Source organism: Streptomyces sp. Edi4 (genome assembly GCF_040253615.1).
Lineage (GTDB): Bacteria > Actinomycetota > Actinomycetes > Streptomycetales > Streptomycetaceae > Streptomyces.
Genome location: NZ_JBEJGY010000004.1, coordinates 2377499 through 2398159, shown reverse-complemented (window position 1 = coordinate 2398159; position 20661 = coordinate 2377499). Strand labels below are relative to the sequence as shown.

General features: G+C 72.5%; 21 protein-coding genes and 1 pseudogene. 9 read left to right on the top strand and 13 right to left on the bottom strand.

The genetic code is table 11. The annotated features are described in order from the left end of the window. Positions 1 to 189 precede the first annotated feature (189 nt). The 3 genes from ABR738_RS12935 to ABR738_RS12925 form a co-directional block, all read right to left on the bottom strand. The gene (locus tag ABR738_RS12935; RefSeq protein WP_350230126.1) at positions 190 to 1821 is read right to left on the bottom strand and encodes a GAF domain-containing protein; all 1632 of its coding nucleotides are present in this window, start codon (positions 1819 to 1821) and stop codon (positions 190 to 192) included. Positions 1822 to 1863: 42 nt separating this feature from the next. After that, positions 1864 to 2907, bottom strand: coding sequence for a rod shape-determining protein (locus ABR738_RS12930; RefSeq protein ID WP_350230125.1), 1044 nt, complete (start codon positions 2905 to 2907; stop codon positions 1864 to 1866). A 192-nt stretch (positions 2908 to 3099) separates the two neighbouring features. Beyond that, positions 3100 to 3666 carry a hypothetical protein gene (locus tag ABR738_RS12925; protein ID WP_350230124.1) on the bottom strand — a complete coding sequence of 189 codons (567 nt, stop codon included), beginning with the start codon at positions 3664 to 3666 and terminating at the stop codon, positions 3100 to 3102. A 147-nt stretch (positions 3667 to 3813) separates the two neighbouring features. On the opposite strand from ABR738_RS12925, the gene ABR738_RS12920 reads away from it, so the two are divergent. Continuing rightward, the gene (locus ABR738_RS12920) at positions 3814 to 4518 is read left to right on the top strand and encodes an SCO2400 family protein (protein WP_350230123.1); all 705 of its coding nucleotides are present in this window, start codon (positions 3814 to 3816) and stop codon (positions 4516 to 4518) included. A gap of 85 nt (positions 4519 to 4603) precedes the next feature. On the opposite strand, the gene ABR738_RS12915 is transcribed toward ABR738_RS12920, so the two are convergent. After that, entirely contained in the window at positions 4604 to 5026 is a 423-nt protein-coding gene (locus ABR738_RS12915; RefSeq protein WP_350230122.1) for a MarR family winged helix-turn-helix transcriptional regulator, read from the bottom strand. A gap of 218 nt (positions 5027 to 5244) precedes the next feature. Here ABR738_RS12915 and ABR738_RS12910 point away from each other — a divergent pair, with 218 nt between their 5' ends. The 4 genes from ABR738_RS12910 to ABR738_RS12895 all read left to right on the top strand — a co-directional run bounded on the left by ABR738_RS12910 (position 5245) and on the right by ABR738_RS12895 (position 8870). Further along, positions 5245 to 6273 (top strand): NADP-dependent oxidoreductase, encoded by a 1029-nt coding sequence (locus ABR738_RS12910; protein WP_350230121.1) that lies wholly within the window; start codon positions 5245 to 5247, stop codon positions 6271 to 6273. Positions 6274 to 6455: 182 nt separating this feature from the next. After that, positions 6456 to 6881 (top strand): organic hydroperoxide resistance protein, encoded by a 426-nt coding sequence (locus ABR738_RS12905; protein WP_350230120.1) that lies wholly within the window; start codon positions 6456 to 6458, stop codon positions 6879 to 6881. A 144-nt stretch (positions 6882 to 7025) separates the two neighbouring features. Continuing rightward, the gene (gene pip / locus ABR738_RS12900) at positions 7026 to 7988 is read left to right on the top strand and encodes a prolyl aminopeptidase (protein ID WP_502964077.1); all 963 of its coding nucleotides are present in this window, start codon (positions 7026 to 7028) and stop codon (positions 7986 to 7988) included. Positions 7989 to 8036: 48 nt separating this feature from the next. After that, complete coding sequence (locus ABR738_RS12895) at positions 8037 to 8870, top strand: EI24 domain-containing protein (RefSeq protein WP_350230118.1); 834 nt, start codon at positions 8037 to 8039, stop codon at positions 8868 to 8870. An 84-nt stretch (positions 8871 to 8954) separates the two neighbouring features. Here the strand turns inward: ABR738_RS12895 and ABR738_RS12890 are convergent, their stop codons facing one another. From ABR738_RS12890 to ABR738_RS12880, 3 genes and pseudogenes are all read right to left on the bottom strand, one after another. Then, positions 8955 to 10202, bottom strand: coding sequence for a pyroglutamyl-peptidase I (locus ABR738_RS12890; protein WP_350230117.1), 1248 nt, complete (start codon positions 10200 to 10202; stop codon positions 8955 to 8957). Positions 10203 to 10268: 66 nt separating this feature from the next. Next, a pseudogene (locus ABR738_RS12885) lies at positions 10269 to 10719 on the bottom strand (TetR family transcriptional regulator C-terminal domain-containing protein); the annotation flags it as partial. A gap of 9 nt (positions 10720 to 10728) precedes the next feature. Then, positions 10729 to 11613: an SGNH/GDSL hydrolase family protein gene (locus ABR738_RS12880; protein WP_350230116.1), complete on the bottom strand. Its 885-nt coding sequence runs from the start codon at positions 11611 to 11613 to the stop codon at positions 10729 to 10731. Between the two features lie 327 nt (positions 11614 to 11940). Here ABR738_RS12880 and ABR738_RS12875 point away from each other — a divergent pair, with 327 nt between their 5' ends. Then, positions 11941 to 12435, top strand: coding sequence for a DUF3145 domain-containing protein (locus tag ABR738_RS12875; RefSeq protein WP_350230115.1), 495 nt, complete (start codon positions 11941 to 11943; stop codon positions 12433 to 12435). Between the two features lie 69 nt (positions 12436 to 12504). On the opposite strand, the gene fabF is transcribed toward ABR738_RS12875, so the two are convergent. The 5 genes from fabF to ABR738_RS12850 all read right to left on the bottom strand — a co-directional run bounded on the left by fabF (position 12505) and on the right by ABR738_RS12850 (position 17366). Then, entirely contained in the window at positions 12505 to 13767 is a 1263-nt protein-coding gene (gene fabF / locus ABR738_RS12870) for a beta-ketoacyl-ACP synthase II (protein WP_350230114.1), read from the bottom strand. A gap of 78 nt (positions 13768 to 13845) precedes the next feature. After that, a complete protein-coding gene (locus ABR738_RS12865; RefSeq protein WP_350230113.1) occupies positions 13846 to 14094 on the bottom strand; it encodes an acyl carrier protein in 249 nt (82 codons plus the stop codon). A gap of 59 nt (positions 14095 to 14153) precedes the next feature. Continuing rightward, the gene (locus ABR738_RS12860; RefSeq protein WP_350230112.1) at positions 14154 to 15149 is read right to left on the bottom strand and encodes a ketoacyl-ACP synthase III; all 996 of its coding nucleotides are present in this window, start codon (positions 15147 to 15149) and stop codon (positions 14154 to 14156) included. Positions 15150 to 15162: 13 nt separating this feature from the next. Then, positions 15163 to 16080 (bottom strand): ACP S-malonyltransferase, encoded by a 918-nt coding sequence (locus ABR738_RS12855; protein WP_350230111.1) that lies wholly within the window; start codon positions 16078 to 16080, stop codon positions 15163 to 15165. A gap of 89 nt (positions 16081 to 16169) precedes the next feature. Next, complete coding sequence (locus tag ABR738_RS12850; protein WP_350230110.1) at positions 16170 to 17366, bottom strand: PucR family transcriptional regulator; 1197 nt, start codon at positions 17364 to 17366, stop codon at positions 16170 to 16172. A 100-nt stretch (positions 17367 to 17466) separates the two neighbouring features. Between ABR738_RS12850 and ABR738_RS12845 the strand changes: the two genes are divergently transcribed. Continuing rightward, entirely contained in the window at positions 17467 to 18126 is a 660-nt protein-coding gene (locus ABR738_RS12845) for a pirin family protein (RefSeq protein ID WP_350230109.1), read from the top strand. Here ABR738_RS12845 and ABR738_RS12840 read toward each other — a convergent pair. Next, positions 18113 to 18931, bottom strand: a complete 819-nt coding sequence (locus ABR738_RS12840; RefSeq protein WP_350230108.1) for a serine hydrolase domain-containing protein — start codon at positions 18929 to 18931, stop codon at positions 18113 to 18115. The genes ABR738_RS12845 and ABR738_RS12840 overlap by 14 nt on opposite strands. Positions 18932 to 19100: 169 nt before the next feature. On the opposite strand from ABR738_RS12840, the gene ABR738_RS12835 reads away from it, so the two are divergent. Together ABR738_RS12835 and ABR738_RS12830 are read left to right on the top strand one after the other, a co-directional pair. Further along, positions 19101 to 19595, top strand: a complete 495-nt coding sequence (locus ABR738_RS12835; RefSeq protein ID WP_350230107.1) for a MerR family transcriptional regulator — start codon at positions 19101 to 19103, stop codon at positions 19593 to 19595. A gap of 6 nt (positions 19596 to 19601) precedes the next feature. Then, positions 19602 to 20630, top strand: a complete 1029-nt coding sequence (locus ABR738_RS12830; RefSeq protein WP_350230106.1) for an aldo/keto reductase — start codon at positions 19602 to 19604, stop codon at positions 20628 to 20630. Positions 20631 to 20661 lie beyond the last annotated feature (31 nt).

Below are 20661 nucleotides of genomic sequence, written 5' to 3'. Positions count from 1 at the left end.
CCGGTCGGCGCGCTCGGGGCGGCGGCCGGACCGTGCCGGGGAGCGGGTCGTGGACCCCCGCGCGGCGCCGTCCGGACGCGTGATCCGCATCCTGCCGTACCGGGCCCCGCGTTCCGCCGGAGCGTGAGCACTCTCACGGCGACCGGGCGCGGGCCGGGGCGGGCCGCGCCCGTGACGGTGGGACGTCGGCTACTCCAGCGGGGCCTGCCAGGTCAGGGTCGTGCCCCGGATGCCGTCGTCGCGCATGCCGTTGTCGACGACGGTGAGCCGGACGGCGGAGCGACCGTCGGGCAGCTCGGCGTCCGCGTCCACGACGACCCGTACGGAGGAGACCCCCGCCCTGCGATGCGCGGCGGCCAGCGCGCCGCGCAGCGCGGCGACGAGCCGGCCGCCCACCACGTCCCCGACCAGGGTGTCGACCGCCCCGTCGAAGCGGACCGAGGGGCGAAAGCCCAGCAGGGCGGCCGCCCCTGCGGTCTCGCGCAGGACGCGGCCGCGCGGTGTGGCCGGCGCCTCGGCCGGGGGCTGCTGGAGGGCGAAGATCGCGGTGCGGACCTCCTGGATGGTGGAGTCCAGCTCGTCCACGGCCCGGGTCAGCAGCTCGTCCGTGTCGTCGGCCGCCGACTTCTGCGCCCTGCGCCGGGTGGACTCCAGCATCATCTCGGTGGCGAACAGGCGCTGGACGACCAGGTCGTGCAGGTCGCGGGCGATGCGGTCGCGGTCCTCGTACACGGCGAGCTGTTCGCGGTTGTGCTGGGCGTCGGCCAGGACGAGGGCGAGGGCCGCCTGCGAGGCGAACTGCGAGGCGAGCAGCCGGTCCACCGCCGTGTAGGGGCGCGCTCCGCGCCTGCGGGGCAGCGCGAGCGTGCCGATGAGCTTGCCGCCGCTCTGCAAAGGCAGCATCATGCTCGGCCCGAACCGCGAGCGTACGCGGGTGGTCATTCGGGGGTCGGTCGCCGAGTCCTCGATGAACACGGGCTCCCCGCCGAGGAGTTGGACCAGGACCGGCGAGCCGGGTTCGATCGTCGTGCCGATGATGTCGGTGGCGTCGGCTTCGGTGTCCGTGGCGTCGGCTCCGGTGTCCGGGACGGACGCGGCGACGATCTCCATGCCGCCCGCCGGGGTGGGCTGGAGCACGACACCGGCGGCCGCGTCCGCGAGCAGCCGGGCCCGCTCGGCCACCGTCGTCAGGGCGTTCGCCGCGGTGTCGCCGGTGAGCAGCGACGTGGTGACGGCGGCCGCGCCGTCGATCCAGCGTTCCCGCAGCCGCACGGTCTCATACAGCCGGGCGTTGCCGACGGCGATCCCGGCCTGCGCGGCCAGGACCCGCAGCAGCGCGAGGTCGTCCTCGGTGAAGGAGCCGCCGCGCTTCTCGGTGAGGTAGAGGTTGCCGAACACCTGGTTGTGCACGCGGATCGGTACGCCGAGGAACGAGCGCATCGGCGGGTGGCCGGGAGGCAGGCCGACCGAACGGGGGTCCTCGCTCAGGTTGTCCAGGCGCAGGGGCCGAGGGTCGTGGATGAGGGCGCCGGGCAACCCGGTGCGGCCGTCCGGCAGCGGCCCGACGCGTTCACGTTCGGCGTCGGTGAGGCCGGTGGTGAACAGCTCGGTGAGCCGGCCGCGTTCGGGGTCGACCACCCCCAGCGCCCCGTACCGGGCGTCGGTCAGCTCGACGGCGGTGTCCACGACGTGCTGGAGCGTGGTGCGCAGTTCGAGATCGGTCCCGACGCTGAGCACGGCCTGAAGCAGCAGGGGCAACCGGGGCGCGGCCACCGCCCGGGCCCCGGCGTCCGCGCCGGGCGGGCTCCCCGCTTCAGTCATCCTTCGATGATCCACCATCGTTCGACGCGGCCCCCGCGCCGCTCACTCGGCCACCGGCGTCGGATTGAGGACCATCGGCTGGATCTTGCCCTCCAGCATCGCGCCCAGGCCTTGGATCGCGCACACGTCGGGCCGCTCCGCGATGTGCACCGGCACCCCCGTGGAGTCGCGCAGCATCTGGTCGAGGCCGGGGAGCAGCGCGCTGCCGCCGACCATCATGATGCCCCGCTCGGCCAGGTCGGCGACCAGGTCGGGCGGGCACTCGCGGAGCACCTTGCCGATGCCGTCGAGGACCGCGGTGAGCGGGGTGTGGATCGCGTCGCGCACGGCGGCCGTGTCCACCAGGACCGAACGGGCGAGGCCGGTCGCCACGTCGCGCCCGTGGATCTCGGTGCGCGCGGGCCCCTGGGGGGTGAGGCCATTGCCGCGCAGGGCCAGCTGCAAGGGGCGTACGGACTGGCTCGGAAGCATCAACTCGTGCTGGTGGCGCAGGTGTTGGATCACCGCGTGGTCGATCGCCTCGCCGCCGACCGGGATGCGGACGGCCGTCACGATGGCGCCGAGGGAGAGCACCGCGATCTGTGTCGTGGCCGCCCCGCACACCATGATCATGGTGGCGGTGGGCTGCTCCACCGGGAGCCCGCACCCCACGGCCGCCGCGATCAGGGTGTCGACGAGCTCGACCCTGCGGGCGCCGAGCCCCACCAGCGTCTCCATCGCCGCGCGCTGGGCCAGCGGGTCGCTGTCGTGCGGCGTGCAGGCGGCCGCGCGCAGCCGGGGCTTGCGGCGCAGCTGGCGGCGCAGCTTCTCGCCCAGCAGGTGGCGCAGCATGCGCTGGGCCATCTCGATGTCGACGACCGTGCCGCCCGAGACCGGGCGGGCCACCCGGATGTAGTCGGGCGTGCGGCCCGTCATCTGTTCGGCGAAGGCGCCGACCGCGATCAGCGCGCCCGTACGGGTGTTGACGGCGGCCACACTCGGCTCGTCCACGACGAGCCCGGCGCCCTTGATGTAGACGCGGGTCCTGGCGGCCCCGAGGTCGACGGCTACATGGCAACGGCGCAACTGCTCAAGACTGACGGTCACGGCAGATCCTCCCGAGAGCGGTACGTGGTTCGCTTCCTGCGACCGGCACGTAATTCGCATCATGGGACGGCCCGGGGACCGGCGCGCGCTGGGCTGCGCCCTTCGGGGAGCCGCCTCCTGACGCTCAGCGGGCCGGGCGGCTCCTGCCGTGACGCCGGCGCCCGGACCCGCGACGGCGGTCCGGACGCCCTTTCACGGCAGAAGCCGTTGCAGCAACCCCCACGTGAACTCCGCGACGCGCTCCTCGCCGCCGGGCAGCGTGAGCGCAAGCTGCCGGCGTGTCGGCGCCGAGCCCTCCATCGGGCGGGCCGGCGCGAAGGCCCGCGCCGCCTCGTCCACCGTGCACGACCAGGGCCGCAGGTCCGCCTCCGAGCGCAGGTCTGGGCCCGGTATGCCCGGCGCCCGGACCAGCCACTCGTTCCACACCGCCCCGCCGGGCCCCGCCAGCACCTCGAAGCACAGCCCGGGCCACAGCGGGACCGGCCACAGCAGCGCCTCGCACTCCAGATCGCCGATCCTGCGCCGCGTGACCGACTCGGGTGCGCCGAGCACCGAGCGGTAACGGGCGAGCGCGCCACGGGAGCGGGACGAACGGAGCATGGCCTGCCAGCGCTTGTTGGCCTCGCGCATGTCCGCGATCGACGCGCCGAGCTCGCGGCGGGCATCCTCCACCAGGCCCGGCTGGTGGTCGGCCATCCGTCGCAGCAGCACCAGTTGGAAGTCCAGCGGGCCCAGTGGCCGCGTCACGGTTTCCGTCATGACGTCCATCCTGCCCCGCCCCACTGACAACGCCCCGGTCCATGGTGATTCGTCGCGCGGACGCGCCCGGGGCACGGCCCTTCCGCACAAGATCCACACAACTCCGGCCCCTTTTGTCTCCCGGCCGCCGCATAGCCTCCCGGAGCCATGGATTACTGCCACTCCTGCCGACGGCACCTCAACGGCGCCCTGGCCTGCGCCGGATGCGGAACCCCCGCGCAGGAGCTGGGGCCACACCCCGAAAGCGAACCCGACGAGCTCCTGGTGTACGCCGGCGCCCCGGCCCGTACCCCGGGGGCGGCCGCGCCCTCGGGCCACCGACGCCGCGCGCGCCCCGGCCGGCGCGCCCGGCCCAGACGCGGAAAGGCGATCCTCTTCGGCGCGGCCGGCCTGGTCCTGGTGGCCGGCGCGGTGGGCTTCGTCCAGATGGCGCTTGAGCCGCCGACGGGTGACCGGGCCTCTTCCGTGCACGACGACGAGTCGATCTCCGACCCCCAGCCGCTGCCGTCGGGTAGCGTCGCGCCGGTGCCCGCGCGGGTCACGGCCGAGCCGGTGTCCTCGCGGGGGCACGGCCGGGGCACGGCGGGCGGGCAGACGCCGCGCGGTGAGCGTAGTGACGGACCGCGCGGGGGGAGCCCGTCGCCGAAGGCGTCGGCCTCGCTCACGCACGGTCCTGGCGCCCCGTCGTCCGGACCGGCCGCGCCCACGTCCTCCGCCTCTCCGGGCGTTTCCGACTCACCCGGGCCGCAGGATCCCCCGCCCTCGACCGGGCCCACGCCCCCGCCCCCGCCGCCGCCCCCCACGCCCACGCCGACCAAGACCTGCCACCGCTTCCTGTGGTGGTGCTCCTGATCCGGCGGTCGTTGTGCCTGATCCGGCGGTGGTGCTCCTGATCCGGCTCGTGCGGCGCGCCTGAGGCGGGCGGCTTCCGGGCCCGCTACTCGCCGAGCATCCGCCGCAGCAGATCCCGCAGTACCGTGCGCTCCTCGGCGGAGAGTCCGGCGAGCGGTTCCCGCGCGAAGTTCAGGGAGTCGCGCAGATGGGCCGCCGTCGCCAGGCCCTCGGCGGTGGGGGCGGCCAGTTTGACGCGGCGGTCGGCCGGGTCGGGACGGCGCTCGACCAGGCCCCGGGCCTCCAGCCGGTCGACGATGCCCGTGATGTTGGACGGCTCGCACTTCAGCTTCTGGGCGATCCGGCGCATCGGCATCGGTTCCAAGGCGAGGAGACCGAGCACCCGGGCCTGCGCGCCCGTGAGGGAGTGCTCGGCGGCGGCCCGCTCGTACTCCTCGTAGTAGCGGCCGACGACCGTGCCGATCAGCTCGACGACTTCGAGGCTCAGGGGATCCATTCGGGGGGCCATGCCCACCAGCGTACCGATATACTTGACAACCTCAAATATGTGGGCGCATGGTTCTTTCAGTGTCTGAAGTATTCGGGCCCCGGCGCCACCGCGCCATGTGCCCCGCGTGCCCGGCTCGGGCGTACTGATGTGTGCCCGATGTGCCGAGCAGGACGAGCAGCCCGAACAGGCAGACCGAGCAGACCGATCAATATTTGCTTCGCAGGAGGACGCACCCCATGGCCACCTCGCCCGCACTCCCCGCCACCAGCCGCGCATGGCACCTCGTCGCCCGCCCGAACGGCTGGCCCGTGGCGTCCGACTTCGCGCTGCGCGAGACCCCCGTCTCCGAGCCGGCGCCCGGCCACGTCCTGGTCCGCAACCTCTTCATGTCCGTCGACCCGTACATGCGCGGGCGGATGAACGACACCAAGTCCTACATCCCGCCCTTCCAGCTGGAGCAGCCGATGGACGGCGGCGCGGTCGGTGAGGTCATCGCCTCGGGCGACGAGCGCTTCGCGGTCGGCGACCACGTCCTGCACGGGCTCGGCTGGCGCGAGTACGCCGACGTGGAGGCCAAGCACGCCGTGAAGGTGGACGCCGGGATCGCCCCGCTCTCCGCCTACCTCGGCGTGCTCGGCATGCCGGGCCTCACCGCGTACGCGGGCCTCCTGGACGTCGCCTCCTTCAAGGAGGGCGACGCCGTGTTCGTCTCCGGCGCGGCCGGCGCGGTCGGCAGCCAGGTCGGCCAGATCGCCCGCCTCAAGGGCGCCTCCCGCGTCATCGGCTCGGCCGGCTCCGACGAGAAGGTCAAGTGGCTCGTGGACGAGCTCGGCTTCGACGCCGCCTTCAACTACAAGAAGGGCCCGGTCCTGGAGCAGTTGCGCGCGGCCGCCCCGGACGGCATCGACGTGTACTTCGACAACGTCGGCGGTGACCACCTGGAAGCGGCCATCTCCACGCTCAACGTGCACGGCCGCGCCACCCTCTGCGGCGCGATCGCGGGCTACAACGACACCGAGCCCACCCCTGGCCCGTCCAACATGGTCATGGTCATCGGCAAGCGGCTCCAGCTCAAGGGCATCCTGGTCGGCGACCACTACGGCATGCAGGAGCAGTTCGTCGGCGAGGTCGGCGGCTGGCTGGCGTCGGGCGAGCTCAAGTACAACGAGACGTTCGTCGAGGGCATCGAGAACGGCGTGGACGCCTTCCTCGGCATGCTGCGCGGCGAGAACACCGGAAAGATGGTCGTCACGCTCGGCGAGTAGCCCGGTGTCCCCCGGGGAGTGCGCCCGGCGCCCGAGGGGTAGTGGGCCGCGAGTGGACCCCTGCGGCCGCGAGTGACCCACCGCACACTCCGCCTCACGGTTTCCGCTATCCGATAAGGTTTTTCCACATCCCGGCGGCCGTGAGGCGCGAGCGGCCGCGTACCCAGGAGGAGCACCCCAGCATGTCCATTCAGAAGTCCGAGGTCCTCTACACCGCCGTCGCCACCGCCGAGAACGGCCGTGACGGCCGCGTCTCCACCGACGACGGTCAGCTGGACGTCGTGGTCAACCCGCCGAAGGAGATGGGCGGCAACGGCGCGGGCACCAACCCCGAGCAGCTGTTCGCCGCCGGTTACAGCGCCTGCTTCCAGGGCGCCCTCGGCGTCGTGGCGCGGAGCGAGAAGGCCGACATCTCCGGCTCGACCGTCGCCGCGCACGTCGGCATCGGCAAGAACGACGACGGCTTCGGCATCTACGTCGAGATCACCGCGACCATCCCGAACGTGGACCGCGCCACCGCCCAGGACCTGATCGAGAAGGCCCACCAGGTCTGCCCGTACTCCAAGGCGACCCGGGGCAACATCACGGTGAACCTCGCCGTCGCGTAACCAGCGCACGCGCGGGAGACCGCGCCGCCGCAGGACAGAAGGACCGCGCCCCCTTGCCGGGCGCGGTCCTTCGCCGTGGGGCCCGGGTCGGGCCGCGTAACAATCGTGCTGCCCTCGCGGCCGGTCCTTGCCAGGATGGCCCGCATGACCCATCCCGAAACGGTCCCTTACGACCACGGCATGCTCGACACCGGCGACGGCGACCTCGTTTACTGGGAGGTCTGCGGAAACCCCGAGGGCAAACCCGCCGTCGTGGTGCACGGCGGACCCGGTTCCGGCGCCACGCCGTCCTGGCGGCGCTACTTCGACCCCGCCCGCTACCGCGTCGTCCTGTTCGACCAGCGCGGCTGCGGCCGCTCCACCCCATCGGTCAGCGACGCGTCCACCAGCCTCGCCGCCAACACCACGCACCACTTGATCGCCGACATGGAGCGGCTGCGCGAGCAGCTGTCCATCGACAAGTGGCTTGTCTTCGGCGGCTCCTGGGGCGCGACGCTCGGCCTCGCCTACACCCAAGCGCACCCGGAGCGGGTCAGCGAGGTCGTCCTCGTCTCGGTCGCCACCACCACCCGCGCCGAGGTGGAATGGGTCACCGAGGGCGTCGGGGTGCACTTCCCCGAGGCGTGGGCGGCCTACCGCGCCGCCGGACGGCCCCGCGCGGGGGAGCGGGTCGTCGACGCGTACGCCCGGCTGCTCGCCGACCCCGACCCGGCCGTGCGCGAACGGGCCGCCTACGACTGGTGCCGCTGGGAGGAGACCCACGTCCGGCCGCCGGGGGCCCAACTCCCCGACGAGTTCGGGGACTCGCGCTATGCCGACCCGGGCGTCCGCATGACCATCGCCCGCCTCGTCACCCACTACTGGCGCCACGCCGCCTGGCTCGGGGAGAACCAACTCAGGGACGGGGCAGCCCAGTTGGGCGCGATCCCCGGGGTGCTCGTCACGGGGGAGCAGGACGTGAGCTCGCCGCCGGACCCGGCCCGCGCGCTCGCGGCGAACTGGCCCGGCTGCGAACTGCTTGTGATCGAGCAGGCGCGCCACGGCCTGGGCCACCCGGAGATGAGCGGCGCCGCCCAGGCCGCGCTCGACCGGTTCGCCCGCCGCTGACCCGACGCGGCGAAATCCGCTCCTTGGTGGCCGGATAGGGTCGAAGCCATGCGTGACATAGGGACGGGTTTCGGTTATCTGGTCAAGGGGCAGCGCTGGGCCGCCGGGCACGGCAGGTCACTCGGCGTGGGACTGCTGCCCGGCCTCATCACCCTCGTCCTGTACGTGGGCGCCCTGATCGGGCTCGCCTTCGGCGCGGACGACGTCGTCGGCTGGGCGACCCCGTTCGCCGACGGCTGGTCCTCGCCCTGGCTCGGCCTGTTCCGGGGGTTCTTGACCGCGCTCGTCTTCGCGCTCGGCCTCTTCCTCGCCGTGATCTCCTTCACGGCGGTGACCCTGCTCGTCGGCCAGCCCTTCTACGAGAAGCTGTCCGCCGACGTGGACCGGGCGGTGAGCGGCGGCGCGGCCCCCGAGTCGGGCCTGCCGCTCTGGCGCGAGCTGTGGATCTCCGCCCGTGACTCCCTGCGCGTCCTCGTGCGGGTCTCCTGCTACGGCCTCCTGCTGTTCGGCCTCGGTTTCGTGCCGGTGATCGGCCAGAGCGTGATCCCGGCGATCGGGTTCTGCGTCACGGGCTTCTTCCTCGCCGAAGAGCTCACGGCGGTCGCCCTGCAACGCAGGGGCATGGAACTGCGGCCCCGGCTCGCCCTGTTGCGCTCGCGCCGTCTGCTGGTCCTCGGCTTCGGCGTGCCCCTCGCCGTGGCCTTCGCGGTCCCGCTGGTCGCGGTCTTCCTCATGCCGGGGGCGGTCGCGGGAGCCACCCTGATGGTGCGGGACCTGCTCGGCGAGCCGGACGCCCCGCAGAGCGACGACGCGGAGCCGGGCGACGACACGGAGCCGGGCGGGGACGTGGGCGCGGCCGGCGCGGCGCCGGCCGCCTGCTAGAGCCCGGCCGGAAAGTGGCCGCGCCGGCCGCCTGCTAGGGCCCCCCGGAAAGCCGCCGCGCCGGACGGGCCCGGCGCCGCCGCCCTACCGCGCCGCCACCGCCACGATCGCCCTCATCTGGGCCACGATGTCCAACCGGTTGCGGACGAACTGGGGATCGCTGACCGTGCCCGTCCCCGGGTCGGTGTTGCCCGGCCCGAACTCCAGGACCGGCGTGTGCACATGGCCGCCCGGGATGCCGAGGCCGAGGCGGTCGCGGAGCAGGGTGGCCCGGTAGGCGATCTCGTTGGAGAGGTAGTCGCCACCGCCCCCGGCCCGCGCGGCCGAGCCCGGAGTGGGTCCATCGAGCCGGTCGACCGGGGTGGTCGCGCCGGCCGGGATCTCGGTGACATCGGTGTGGTCGTAGACCGGGAAGGGCCCGGTCTTCGCGGCCACGATGCGCTGGTACGGAAGTGTCGTACGGGTCCACTGCGGCTGGGAGGCGGGATCGCTCACCGGAACCGTGCCGGTGCTCGACGCGTCCACGTTGTCCCAGAAGCCGCCCCGCCAGGCCCCGTTGAAGCGCTCGACGTCGATGCGGCCGACCCGGCCCTGGCTCACCGTGGTGAAGGCGTCCACCTTCGGCAGGACCGGCGTGAGCGCCCGCTCCACCGCCCCGTCCGCGAAGTCCTGCCAGCGCACCGGGAACGTCACGGCCTCGATCCGCGCGAACTGCCCGTCGGGGGTGCGGAGCCAGGTGCCGTCCAGGGCGAGCGCGGTCGCGCCGGAGGGGTTGCTGATGCGGATGTCGCTGTCCAGCGTGAACGGATCGAACCCGGTCACCAGGACGCGCTTGAAGCCCTTGCCCTCGGGATAGCGCACGCTCTTCTGGCCGCGCGAGGTCTGCTCAAGGCTGTCGATGAGCGCCGCCCGGTCCGCGTCGGACAGGGTGAAGTCCGGCTCCCACAGCCTCAGTTCGCGGGTGAGGCCGAGCCTGGCCCAGTACAGCGGGCGGTCGTCGTCGCGGCTCAGGTCGCCGCCCGCCGGGCCCCGGCCCTGCACCCGGTCCACCGCCCGCTGCCACAGGCGCGTCCCCTCGCGGGCCACGAGCCGGCGCGCCGCTTCGGCGGACCGTACGCCGTGCAGGGCGCGCGTGAACTCGGGCGCCACGTCGGAGAATCCGCTGCGTTCCAGGATCTCCTTCGGCACCGGGTCCGCCAGGCGCTGCTCCTCCACGGTGGCCGTCCGGGGCCCCGTCGCGGCCTGCGCCGGGGCCGGGCCGAGCAGTGCGCAGAACGTCAGCGCCGCCAGAGCCGGGGCGAGCCGTGCCACCCGTATACGTCGTCGCACCATGGGTCCTTCCGTCGGAATCGGGTGGCGCCCAGTATTGGCACGGAAGTCCCGTGTGGATAGAGGGACTTATGAGCCGCCGGACCCGTGCGGCAGCGTCACGAGGTCGCGGAAGGCGCCCGCCATGTCCACCGCGTCCGGATCGAGCAGCCACTGGTACTGGAGGCCGTCGAGCACCGCGACGAGCAGCGGCGCGGCCCGCTCCGGGCTCAGGCCGCCGGGCAGCCGCTCACCGAACTCCGCCCGCGGCACCGCCGCCATCTCGCCGCGCACCTGCGCGTAGGCCGGTGAAGAACGCGCGGGCCGGATGCCGCTCGGTCACCGATTCACCGAGCAGCGCCGAGAACGTCCGGACCACGCCGGGCCGCATGGCGTGGTACTCGACCAAGGAGGCCGGCAGCTCAAGGCGCCGGCCCTCGGCCGCCTCGCGCCGCCCGCCGGTGCCCCACTGGTCCCGCTCCTCCAGGACGGCGACGAGCAGCGCCTCCTTGGGGGGGCGGAGCCCCGACGACGTGGCCCCGGCGCACGCTCAGGCCGTGACCCTCGCGTACGCGAGCTCGGCCAACCGCGCCTGTCCGTCCTTGCTGGGGTGGAACCAGTCCCAGGGGCTGAGCTGAGCCCCGGAGAAGGAATAGGAGAAGACCGCCCCGTCGTCGTAACGGCACGCCCGGTCCTTCACACACACGTCCTTGAGGACCTGGTTGTACGCCACGACCCGGTCGTAGACGGCCTCCCGCCGCGCGACCGCCGCCGCCCCCAGATCGTCCGCGTCCGCCAGCATCGACTGACAGATGCCGAGCTTCCAGATCTGCTTGCCCAGCGGACTGCCCCGCCCCGTGGACCACAGCCGCTTCAAATCGGGCACACTCGCCACGTACACCTGGGACTGGGGCGAGACCGCGCGCAGTTCACCAAGCGCCTTCACGAACTCCGCACGGAAGGTGGCGACCGGCGTCATCGCCGCCACGTCGTCGCGACAGGCGTCATTCGCGCCGGTCATCACGGTGACCAGGCCGGGATGTTCGGCCGCGGCCCGGGTCATCTGCCCGGGCAGGTCGGCCATCCTGGCCCCGGTCTTGGCGTAGTTCCAGCTGTGGGTGGGCGCCGATGGCCCCAGCAGCCGCGTCGCGAGCGAGTCGACCTGGGTGTCGCCGCCCGTCGCCCAGGAGACCTCGGGGCAGTCGGCGAGCACCGTACAGGCGTCGAAACCGCGGGTGATCGAGTCACCCACGGCGGCTATCGAGCGGGGGCTGCGGTTCCAGGCGGGCGACGGCGTGGGCGACGGTTTCTTCGAGGCGGCGGGGCCCGCTCCGGTGGGGCCACCGGACTCGCAGCCGGCGGTCAGGGCGAGCGCGGCCGCCGCGAGCAGGGCGGCCATGGCGGGCGTGCGACGGCCCTGGCGGCTGTCCGGCATGTCCCGGTCCCCCTCCGTGCGGTGGTCGTGCGGTTCTCGCGGCGTCCTCGCGGGTGAAAGCTTCGTGTTCGAAGACGCTCCGACCGACATTACGACACCCTTGGCAGGGCTCAGCGCGGTAGCTTGGGCCCGTCCAGCCAGAGGAACCACGCCAGACGGCTCCGGTAAATTACATCACGTCACATACTGTCCCTTTTCAGGAGATTAGCTCCCGATGCTGTTTACTGTTGAACCCAGGGGCAGAATGTCAGGTGCTGTCCTGACCGGGAACGGCAGGGGCGCGAGGCCGCTGGGGAAGGCGAACCTCGAACCGCACTGGAGGTCCCGGTGACGACACGTGGAGTTCTCTACGTCCACTCAGCCCCGCGCGCGCTGTGCCCGCACGTCGAATGGGCCGTGGCCGGCGTCCTGGGGGTGCGCGTCCAGCTCGACTGGATCCGCCAGCCCGCCTCGCCCGGCACCTGGAGAGCCGAGTTCTCCTGGCGCGGCGAACCCGGCACGGCCTCCAAGCTCGCCTCCGCGCTGCGCGGCTGGCACCTGCTGCGCTTCGAGGTGACGGCCGAGCCGTGCGCCACCGCCGAGGGCGAGCGCTACAGCGCCACGCCCGACCTCGGCATCTTCCACGCCGTGACCGGCATGCACGGCGACATCCTGATCCCGGAGGACCGGCTGCGGGCCGCGCTCGCCCGCTCCGCGCAGGGCGAGACCGTCCTGGAGGCCGAGATCGCCAAGCTGCTCGGCAAGCCCTGGGACGATGAACTGGAGCCCTTCCGCTACGCCGGAGAGGGCGCCCCGGTGCGCTGGCTGCACCAGGTCGTCTGAGAACACACCCGCGTACGCGAAAGGGCCCCACCACAGGGTGGGGCCCTTTCACACGTGTACGGAACGCGCTCAGACCGAGCGGAAGGCGAGCACCACGTTGTGGCCGCCGAAGCCGAACGAGTTGTTGATCGCGGAGATCGAACCCTCGGGCAGCTTGCGCGGCTCGCTGCTCACCAGGGCCGCGTCGACCTCGTCGTCGAGTTCGTCGACGTTGATGGTCGGCGGCGCCACGCGGTGGTGCAGGGCCAGGACGGTGGCGACGGTCTCGATGCCGCCCGCGCCGCCGAGCAGATGGCCGGTCATGGACTTCGTCGCGGAGATCGCCACGTGGTCCAGGTCGTCGCCGAGCACCTTGCGCAGCGCCTTGATCTCGGCGATGTCACCCTGCGGCGTTGAGGTGGCGTGCGCGTTGAGGTGGACCACCTCGGACGGCTTGAGGTCGGTGGAGTCGAGCAGGTTCCGCACCGCGGCGGCGACGCCCCGGCCGGTCGGCTCGGGCTGCGCGATGTGGTGGCTGTCGGCCGAAAGACCCTGGCCCAGCACCTCGCAGTAGACCCGGGCGCCACGCTTGGCCGCGTGCTCGGCGGACTCCAGGACCACGACGCCGGCGCCCTCGCCCAGGACGAAGCCGTCACGGGCCTTGTCGTAGGGGCGCGAGGCCTGCTCGGGGTGGTCGTTGTTCTTGGACATCGCCATCATGTTGGCGAACGCCGCGATGGGCAGCGGGTGGATGGCCGCCTCGGTGCCGCCCGCGACCACCACGTCGGCGCGGCCGGTGCGGATCATCTCGACGGCGTACCCGATGGCCTCGGCGCCCGAGGCGCACGCGGAGACGGGGGTGTGCACGCCCGCGCGGGCGTTGACCTCCAGGCCGACGTTGGCCGAGGGGCCGTTGGGCATGAGCATGGGCACGGTGTGCGGGGAGACGCGGCGTACGCCCTTCTCCTTGAGCACGTCGTACTGGTCGAGCAGGGTGGTGACGCCGCCGATGCCCGACGCGATGACCGTGCCGAGCCGTTCCGGCGCGAGGCCGGACTCCTCGCCCGCCGGGGCGGTGAAGCCCGCGTCCGCCCAGGCCTCCTTGGCCGCGATCAGCGCGAACTGCGCCGAGCGGTCCAGCTTGCGGGCCAGCGGGCGGGGCAGCACCTCACCGGGGTCGACCGCGGCCGGGGCCGCGATCCTGACCGGCAGTTCGGCGAAACGCTCACCCTCGAGGGCACGGACACCGGAGCGTCCCGCCAGCAGACCTTCCCAGGTCGAGGCGGTGTCGCCACCCAGCGGTGTGGTTGCGCCGATACCGGTGACGACCACGGTGCGATTGGTCGAGCTCACAGGAAATTTCTCCACGTGTGTAAGGGGCGTGAATCAGCGGCGCCACCGCTGGGTGGCGGCCCGAATTCAGGTCCTGAATCAGGCCTGGTGCTTCAGGATGTAGTCAGCGGCGTCGCCGACCGTCTTGAGGTTCTTGACGTCCTCGTCCGGGATCTTGACCTCGAAGCGCTCTTCGGCGGCGACGACGACCTCGACCATGGACAGCGAGTCGACGTCCAGGTCGTCGGTGAAGGACTTGCCCAGCTCGACGTCCTCGACCGGGATACCGGCGATCTCGTTGACGATCTCGGCGAGACCCTCGAGGATCTCTTCCTGCGTGGCGGCCATGTTGGCGCTCCTTCGGTGTCAATGCTTGGAATTACGGGCTTCCGGAAGATCCGGAGTGCCTAGGGGAGGGTAACGACCGTCGCGGCGTACACGAGACCCGCCCCGAAGCCGATGACGAGCGCGGTGTCGCCGCTCTTCGCCTGTCCGGTCGCCAGAAGCCGCTCCATCGCGAGCGGAATCGAGGCGGCCGAGGTATTGCCGGTGGTCTCCACGTCACGGGCGACCGTGACGTGGTCCGGCAGCTTGAGAGTCTTCACCATCGAGTCGATGATCCGCATGTTGGCCTGGTGCGGAATGAAGACATCCAGGTCGTCCGGGCTGATCCCGGCCGCGTCCAGCGCCTGCTGGGCGACCTTCGCCATCTCGTACACGGCCCAGCGGAAGACCGCCTGGCCCTCCTGCGTGATGGCGGGGAACTTGCCCGAGCTGTCGTACTCGGTCCACGGCACGGTCTGCTTGATGGTCTCCGACTTGTCGCCCTCGGAACCCCAGATCGTGGGGCCGATGGCCGGCTCGTTGGAGGGGCCCACCACGACGGCGCCCGCGCCGTCCCCGAACAGGAACGCCGTCGCGCGGTCCTCGAGGTCGGTCAGGTCGCTCAGCCGCTCCACGCCGATGACCAGCACATACTCGGCCGAACCTTCGACGATCATGCCCTTGGCCAGGGTCAGACCGTAGCCGAAGCCCGCGCAGCCGGCCGAGATGTCGAAGGCGGCCGCCTTGCCGGTGCCCAGCTTGTCGGCGATCTCCGTCGCCACGGCCGGGGTCTGCTTGAAGTGCGAGACGGTGGAGACGATCACGCCGCCGATCTGGGCGGCGTCGATCCCGGCGTTGGCGATCGCCTTGCCCGAGGCCTCGATCGACATCGCGGCCACGGTCTCCTCGGCGGAGGCCCAGTGGCGGGTGGCGATGCCGGAGCGCGAGCGGATCCACTCGTCGGAGGAGTCGATCGTCTCCAGGATCACCTCGTTGGGCACCACACGCACCGGACGGTAGCCGCCGACGCCCAGGACGCGGGCGTACGGAGCGCCCTTGCTGGGCCGGATCTTCGACATGGCTCTTCGCTCCTTAGGCGGATGCGTGCTCGGCGATGACCGCGCGAGCCGCGTCGAGGTCGGCGGGGGTCTTCAGGGCGAGGGTCTTGACGCCGGGCATCGCGCGCTTGGCGAGGCCGGTCAGGGTGCCGCCCGGGCACAGCTCGATCAGCGCCGTCGCGCCCAGCTCGGTGAAGGTCTCCATGCACCGGTCCCAACGGACCGGATTGGAGACCTGGTTGACCAGGCGGGCCACGATGTCCTGGCCGCTCGCCACGGCCTGGCCGTCCGCGTTGGAGACGTAGGTCAGGCGCGGCTGTGCGATGTCGAGCGACTTCGCGGCCTCGGCCAGCTCCGCCACGGCCGGGGCCATGTGGTGGGTGTGGAAGGCTCCGGCGACCTTGAGGGCCACCACCTTGCGCACGCCCTCGGGCTTGTCGGCCTCCAGTGCGGCCAGCTGCTCGGCGGTGCCCGCGGCCACGATCTGGCCCGCGCCGTTCACGTTGGCCGGCGTCAGGCCCAGCTTCTCCAGGTGCGGCAGCACGTCATCGGGCGCGCCGCCGAGCAGCGCGGCCATGCCGGTCGGCGTGACGGCGGCGGCCTTGGCCATGCCCAGACCACGCTTGCGCACGAAGCCCAGCGCGGCCTCGTCCGACAGGACGCCCGCGATGGCGGTGGCGGTGATCTCGCCCACGCTGTGCCCCGCGACGGCGCCCGGGGAGATCTCACCCAGCGCAGAGGCGGCCAGCAGACCGGCGGCGACCAGCAGGGGCTGGGCCACGGCGGTGTCACGGATCGCGTCGGCGTCCGCCTGCGTGCCGTAGTGGACGAGGTCGAGACCGATGGCGTCCGACCATCCGGCGAGCCGGTCGGCGGCGCCGGGCAGTTCAAGCCAAGGGGTCAGGAAGCCGGGCGTCTGAGCGCCTTGGCCGGGAGCGACGAGTACGAGCACTCTCACACTCTCTCTTGTGGACGGCTCCGTACGCCCGTGGGGACAGGGACGAAGAACCGTCGGGGGAATTGTGGGTGTCCGACAAAAGTCTAGGACTGCGAATCTCCGTCGGCCAGGCGCCCCAGGATCAGCGCGATCCGCAGCGTGAACGCGGAGCGCACATCGGAGGGTGACCATCCGGTGACGTCCGTCACACGTCGCAGCCGGTAGCGGACGGTATTGGGGTGGACGAACAACATCCGGGCGGCGCCCTCGAGGCTGCTCGCCTGCTCCAGATAGACACTCAGGGTTTCCAGGAGCGCCGAGCCCGCCTCTTCCAGCGGTCTGTAGATCTCCTCCACCAACTGCTCGCGCGCGGCAGGATCGGAGGCGATCGCGCGCTCCGGCAGCAGATCGTCCGCGAGAACCGGCCGGGGCGCGTCCTGCCAGGCCGAGCACGCCTTCAGCCCTGCGGCCGCCGCCTGCGCGGACCGGGTCGCGGCCAGCAGGTCGGGCACGATGGGCCCGGCCACCACGGGGCCCGCGGCATAGGGCCCGATCAGGCCCTTGGCCACCTGGAGCGGATTGTCGCTGCCGCCCGCGATGACCACCAGACGGTCGCCGAGCACCCCGGTGAGCACCTGGAGCTTGGTGTGCCGCGCCGCCCGCCGGATCGCCTCCACGGTCAGCTCGCTGTCGCCGTCGGGCGCCGTACCGAGCACCACGCACACGTGCTCGGGCGAATTCCAGCCGAGGGCCGCGGCCCGGGACACGGCGCCCTCGTCCGCCTCACCGGACAGCACCGCGTTGACCACCAGGGATTCGAGCCGCGCGTCCCAGGCGCCGCGCGCCTCGGCGGCCTGCGCGTACACCTGGGCCGTCGCGAAGGCGATCTCGCGGGCGTACACGAGCAGCGCCTCGCGCAGGATCGACTCGTCGCCCGGCGCCGCGACCTCGTCGATCGCGGTCTCCATGACCTCGATGGTGGTGCGCACCATCTCCACGGTCTGGCGCAGGGTGATGGCCCGGGTCAGTTCGCGCGGGGCGGTGCCGAAGACGTCGGTCGAGATCGCCTGGGGCGTCTCGGGATGCCGGAACCACTCGGTGAAGGCCGCGATGCCGGCCTGGGCGACCAGACCGATCCAGGAGCGGTTCTCCGGCGGCATCGCCCGGTACCACGGCAACGTCGCGTCCATGCGGGCGATCGCGTTCGCCGCGAGCCGTCCCGAGGACTGCTCCAGGCGTTTGAGGGTCGCCGCGTGCGGATGGGCATTCTTCGCGGGGTGTTCGGGATCGGGTGCTGGCACGGGGACAAGAGTGCCTTATCGGCAACCCTCCGCGCCGGGCCGGGGTGAGTCCGGGTGACAAACGGCTCGGGCCGGCGCCGCCGGGTCTACCGTGGTGGGCGTGATTTCAGTCAGGCGCGGCGACGAGCGCTACCCGGGCGGGGAAGCGGACGCCGGCATCGAGTCCCTGCACGCCTTCTCCTTCGGCCGCTTCTACGACCCGGACAACCTGCGCTTCGGGCCGGTGCTCGCGTGCAACGAGGAACGCCTCGCGCCCGGCGCGGGCTTCGACGAGCATCCGCACAGCCACACCGAGATCGTGACCTGGGTGATCGAGGGCGAGCTCACCCACCGCGACTCGACGGGCCACACCACGCGGGTGCGCCCGGGAGACGTGCAGTGGCTGAGCTCGGCGGCCGGCGTGCGGCACGAGGAGCGCAACGAGGGAGCGGAGCCGCTGGTCTTCCTCCAGATGTGGCTCGCCCCGGCCGAGCCCGGCGGCGTCCCCGCCTACGACATCGTGCGCGCCGTCGCGGACTCCACGCCGTACCCGGTCCGCCCGGCGGGCGCCGTGCTCCACGTGCGGCGCCTCGCGCCCGGCGCGCGCACCGAGGTGCCGGGTGCGCCGGGTGTGTACGTCCATGTCGTGCGCGGTCGCGTGCGCCTGGCGCAGGACGTGCTGGCGCCGGGCGACTCGGCGCGGATCAGCGCCGCCGGCGGCCTGGATCTGGTGGCCGAGGACGCCGCCGAAGTGCTGCTGTGGGAGCTCAGCTCCGGGTGAACTCGGCGAGCACCGCGTCGGTGAACACCGGCCACACCTCGGCCGCCCAGGGCCCGAACGCGCGGTCGGTCAGGGCGACGCAGGCCAGGCCCGCGTCCGGGTCGCACCACAGGAACGTACCGGCCTGGCCGAAGTGGCCGAAGGTGCGCGGCGAGGACGAACTTCCGGTCCAGTGCGGGGACTTGGCGCTCCGGATCTCGAAGCCGAGCCCCCAGTCGTTGGGGTTCTGGTGGCCGTAGCCGGGCAGCACGCCCTTGAGGCCCGGGTACTGCACATGCGTGGCCTCGGCGACCGTGGCCGGGTGCAGCAGCCGGGGCGCCTGGAGTTCCGCCGCGAACTTCGCGAGGTCTTCGACGGTCGAGACGCCGTCCTTGGCCGGGGAGCCCTCCACGCTGCTCGCGTCCATGCCGAGCGGCGCGAACACGGCCTGACGGACGTAGTCGGCGAAGGGGATGCCCGACTGCTTGGCGATGTGGTCGCCCAGGACCTCGAAGCCCGCGTTGGAGTACAGCCGGCGATCACCGGGGGGCGCCATGACGCGGTGCTCGTCGAAGGCGAGGCCGGAGGTGTGCGCGAGCAGGTGCCGTACGGTGGCGCCGGCGGGCCCGGCCGGCTCGTCGAGCTCGATGGCGCCCTCCTCGTACGCGACGAGGGCCGCGTAGGCGGCGAGCGGCTTGGTGACGGAGGCCAGCGGGAACCGGTGGGACACCGCTCCGTGCGCGCCGGCCAGTGTTCCGTCCGCCCGCACCACCGCCGCCGCGGCGGTGGGCACGGGCCAGGTCTCTATGATCCGCAGGCTCTCCATGCGTACGAGCCTAGCCCGCGCCCCCGAGCCCGACGCGGCCGCGTCGGGCTCCGTCCGGTTGCCGCGAGCGCCCGGGCGGTGTGCGGTGGAGGCGAGCGCAGGCACGCGGGAGGATCCGGCGCCCAATTCGCTTGCTTGGAGTGCACTCCAAGGTCCTAGCGTGGAGGACATGACGGTGATCGACAGCACGGCGGTGAAGGTCGCGGCACGGGTCCGGCAGGGGCTGTGCGCGACGGAACCGCCCCACCCCCGCCCCGACGGCCAGGACCGCTACACCATCAGCGAAGTGGTGGCGTGCACCGGACTCACCGCGCACACCTTGCGCTGGTACGAACGCATCGGCCTGATGCCGCACGTGGACCGCTCGCACACCGGGCAGCGCAGGTTCAGCAACAAGGACCTGACCTGGCTGGCCTTCGTCGGCAAGCTCCGCCTGACCGGCATGCCGGTCGCGAGCATGGTCCGCTACGCCGAACTCGTCCGCGAGGGAGCACACACCTTCGAGGAGCGCCAGGAGCTCCTGGAGCAGACCCGGCGCGACGTCATCGCGCGCATGGCGGAGCTCCAGGACACGCTCGCCGTACTCGACTACAAGATCGACTTTTACGCGGACGCCCGCAAGGCGTCCGAAGCGGACGCCTTCCCGGCGTCGGAAAGGGCCTGAATCCCCATGAGCGAGAACCCGGTTGAGAAGATCAGCACCGTACGGCTCGGCGCCGACGGGCCGATGATCGGTGTCCAGGGCTTCGGCGCCATGGGCATCAGCGAGTTCTACGGCGACACCGACGAGGCCGCCGCGCGCGACACCCTGGAGGCGACCGTCGAGGCGGGCGTCACCCTCATCGACACCGCCGACGTCTACGGCTCCGGCGCCAACGAACGCTTCCTCGCGCCCTTCCTCGCCGCCCACCGCGACGAGGTGACGCTGGCCACCAAGTTCGCCATCGAGCGCCGCGCCGACGACCCGCACTACCGGGGCATCAACAACAGTCCCGCGTACATCAAGAAGGCCGTCGAGGCGAGCCTGCGCCGCCTGGACATCGAGGTCATCGACCTCTACTACATGCACCGCCGCAACCCCGAGGTGCCGCTCGCGGAGTCCGTCGGCGCGATGGCCGAGCTGGTACGGGAGGGCAAGGTCAAGCACCTGGGCCTGAGCGAGGTCACCGGCGCCGAACTGCGCGAGGCGCACGCCGTGCACCCCATCACCGCGCTCCAGTCGGAGTGGTCGGTCTTCAGCCGCGACGTCGAGCGCAGCGCCGTGCCGGCCGCCGCCGAACTCGGCGTCACCTTCGTGCCGTACTCGCCGCTGGGCCGCGGCTTCCTCACCGGCGCGTTCGCCGACGCGGGCAAGGACTTGACCGACGGCGACTTCCGCAGGCACCAGCCCCGCTTCACCGGCGACAACGCCGCCGCCAACGCGGCCCTGCTCGAACCGCTGCACAAGATCGCGGCGGCGCACGGCGCGACGACCGCCCAGATCGCGCTGGCCTGGGTGCAGCAGCGGGCCCAGGTGCACGGCCTGACCGTCGTGCCGATCCCCGGCACCCGCAAGCGCGGCCGCCTCCTGGAGAACACCGGCGCCACCCGCATCACCTTGAGCGCCGAGGAGCTGGCACTGCTCGAGCCCATCGCCGGGCAGGTGGCGGGCGACCGCTACCCGGACATGTCGTCCACCTCGGCGGCCCGCGAGCAGTAGGCCGCCCGCCGCCACCCCGGGCTCCCGGCTC

What these genes read in the sequence shown, in the direction of transcription:
- ABR738_RS12830 (WP_350230106.1), top strand. Translation starts at nt 19,602, where the DNA reads ATGAGCGAGAACCCGGTTGAGAAGATCAGCACCGTACGGCTCGGCGCC.
- ABR738_RS12895 (WP_350230118.1), top strand. Translation starts at nt 8,037, where the DNA reads ATGCGTGACATAGGGACGGGTTTCGGTTATCTGGTCAAGGGGCAGCGC.
- ABR738_RS12890 (WP_350230117.1), bottom strand. Translation starts at nt 10,202, where the DNA reads ATGGTGCGACGACGTATACGGGTGGCACGGCTCGCCCCGGCTCTGGCG.
- ABR738_RS12860 (WP_350230112.1), bottom strand. Translation starts at nt 15,149, where the DNA reads ATGTCGAAGATCCGGCCCAGCAAGGGCGCTCCGTACGCCCGCGTCCTG.
- ABR738_RS12915 (WP_350230122.1), bottom strand. Translation starts at nt 5,026, where the DNA reads ATGGCCCCCCGAATGGATCCCCTGAGCCTCGAAGTCGTCGAGCTGATC.
- pip (WP_502964077.1), top strand. Translation starts at nt 7,026, where the DNA reads ATGACCCATCCCGAAACGGTCCCTTACGACCACGGCATGCTCGACACC.
- ABR738_RS12840 (WP_350230108.1), bottom strand. Translation starts at nt 18,931, where the DNA reads ATGGAGAGCCTGCGGATCATAGAGACCTGGCCCGTGCCCACCGCCGCG.
- ABR738_RS12910 (WP_350230121.1), top strand. Translation starts at nt 5,245, where the DNA reads ATGGCCACCTCGCCCGCACTCCCCGCCACCAGCCGCGCATGGCACCTC.
- ABR738_RS12925 (WP_350230124.1), bottom strand. Translation starts at nt 3,666, where the DNA reads ATGACGGAAACCGTGACGCGGCCACTGGGCCCGCTGGACTTCCAACTG.
- ABR738_RS12935 (WP_350230126.1), bottom strand. Translation starts at nt 1,821, where the DNA reads ATGACTGAAGCGGGGAGCCCGCCCGGCGCGGACGCCGGGGCCCGGGCG.
- ABR738_RS12835 (WP_350230107.1), top strand. Translation starts at nt 19,101, where the DNA reads ATGACGGTGATCGACAGCACGGCGGTGAAGGTCGCGGCACGGGTCCGG.
- ABR738_RS12905 (WP_350230120.1), top strand. Translation starts at nt 6,456, where the DNA reads ATGTCCATTCAGAAGTCCGAGGTCCTCTACACCGCCGTCGCCACCGCC.
- ABR738_RS12920 (WP_350230123.1), top strand. Translation starts at nt 3,814, where the DNA reads ATGGATTACTGCCACTCCTGCCGACGGCACCTCAACGGCGCCCTGGCC.
- ABR738_RS12865 (WP_350230113.1), bottom strand. Translation starts at nt 14,094, where the DNA reads ATGGCCGCCACGCAGGAAGAGATCCTCGAGGGTCTCGCCGAGATCGTC.
- ABR738_RS12880 (WP_350230116.1), bottom strand. Translation starts at nt 11,613, where the DNA reads ATGCCGGACAGCCGCCAGGGCCGTCGCACGCCCGCCATGGCCGCCCTG.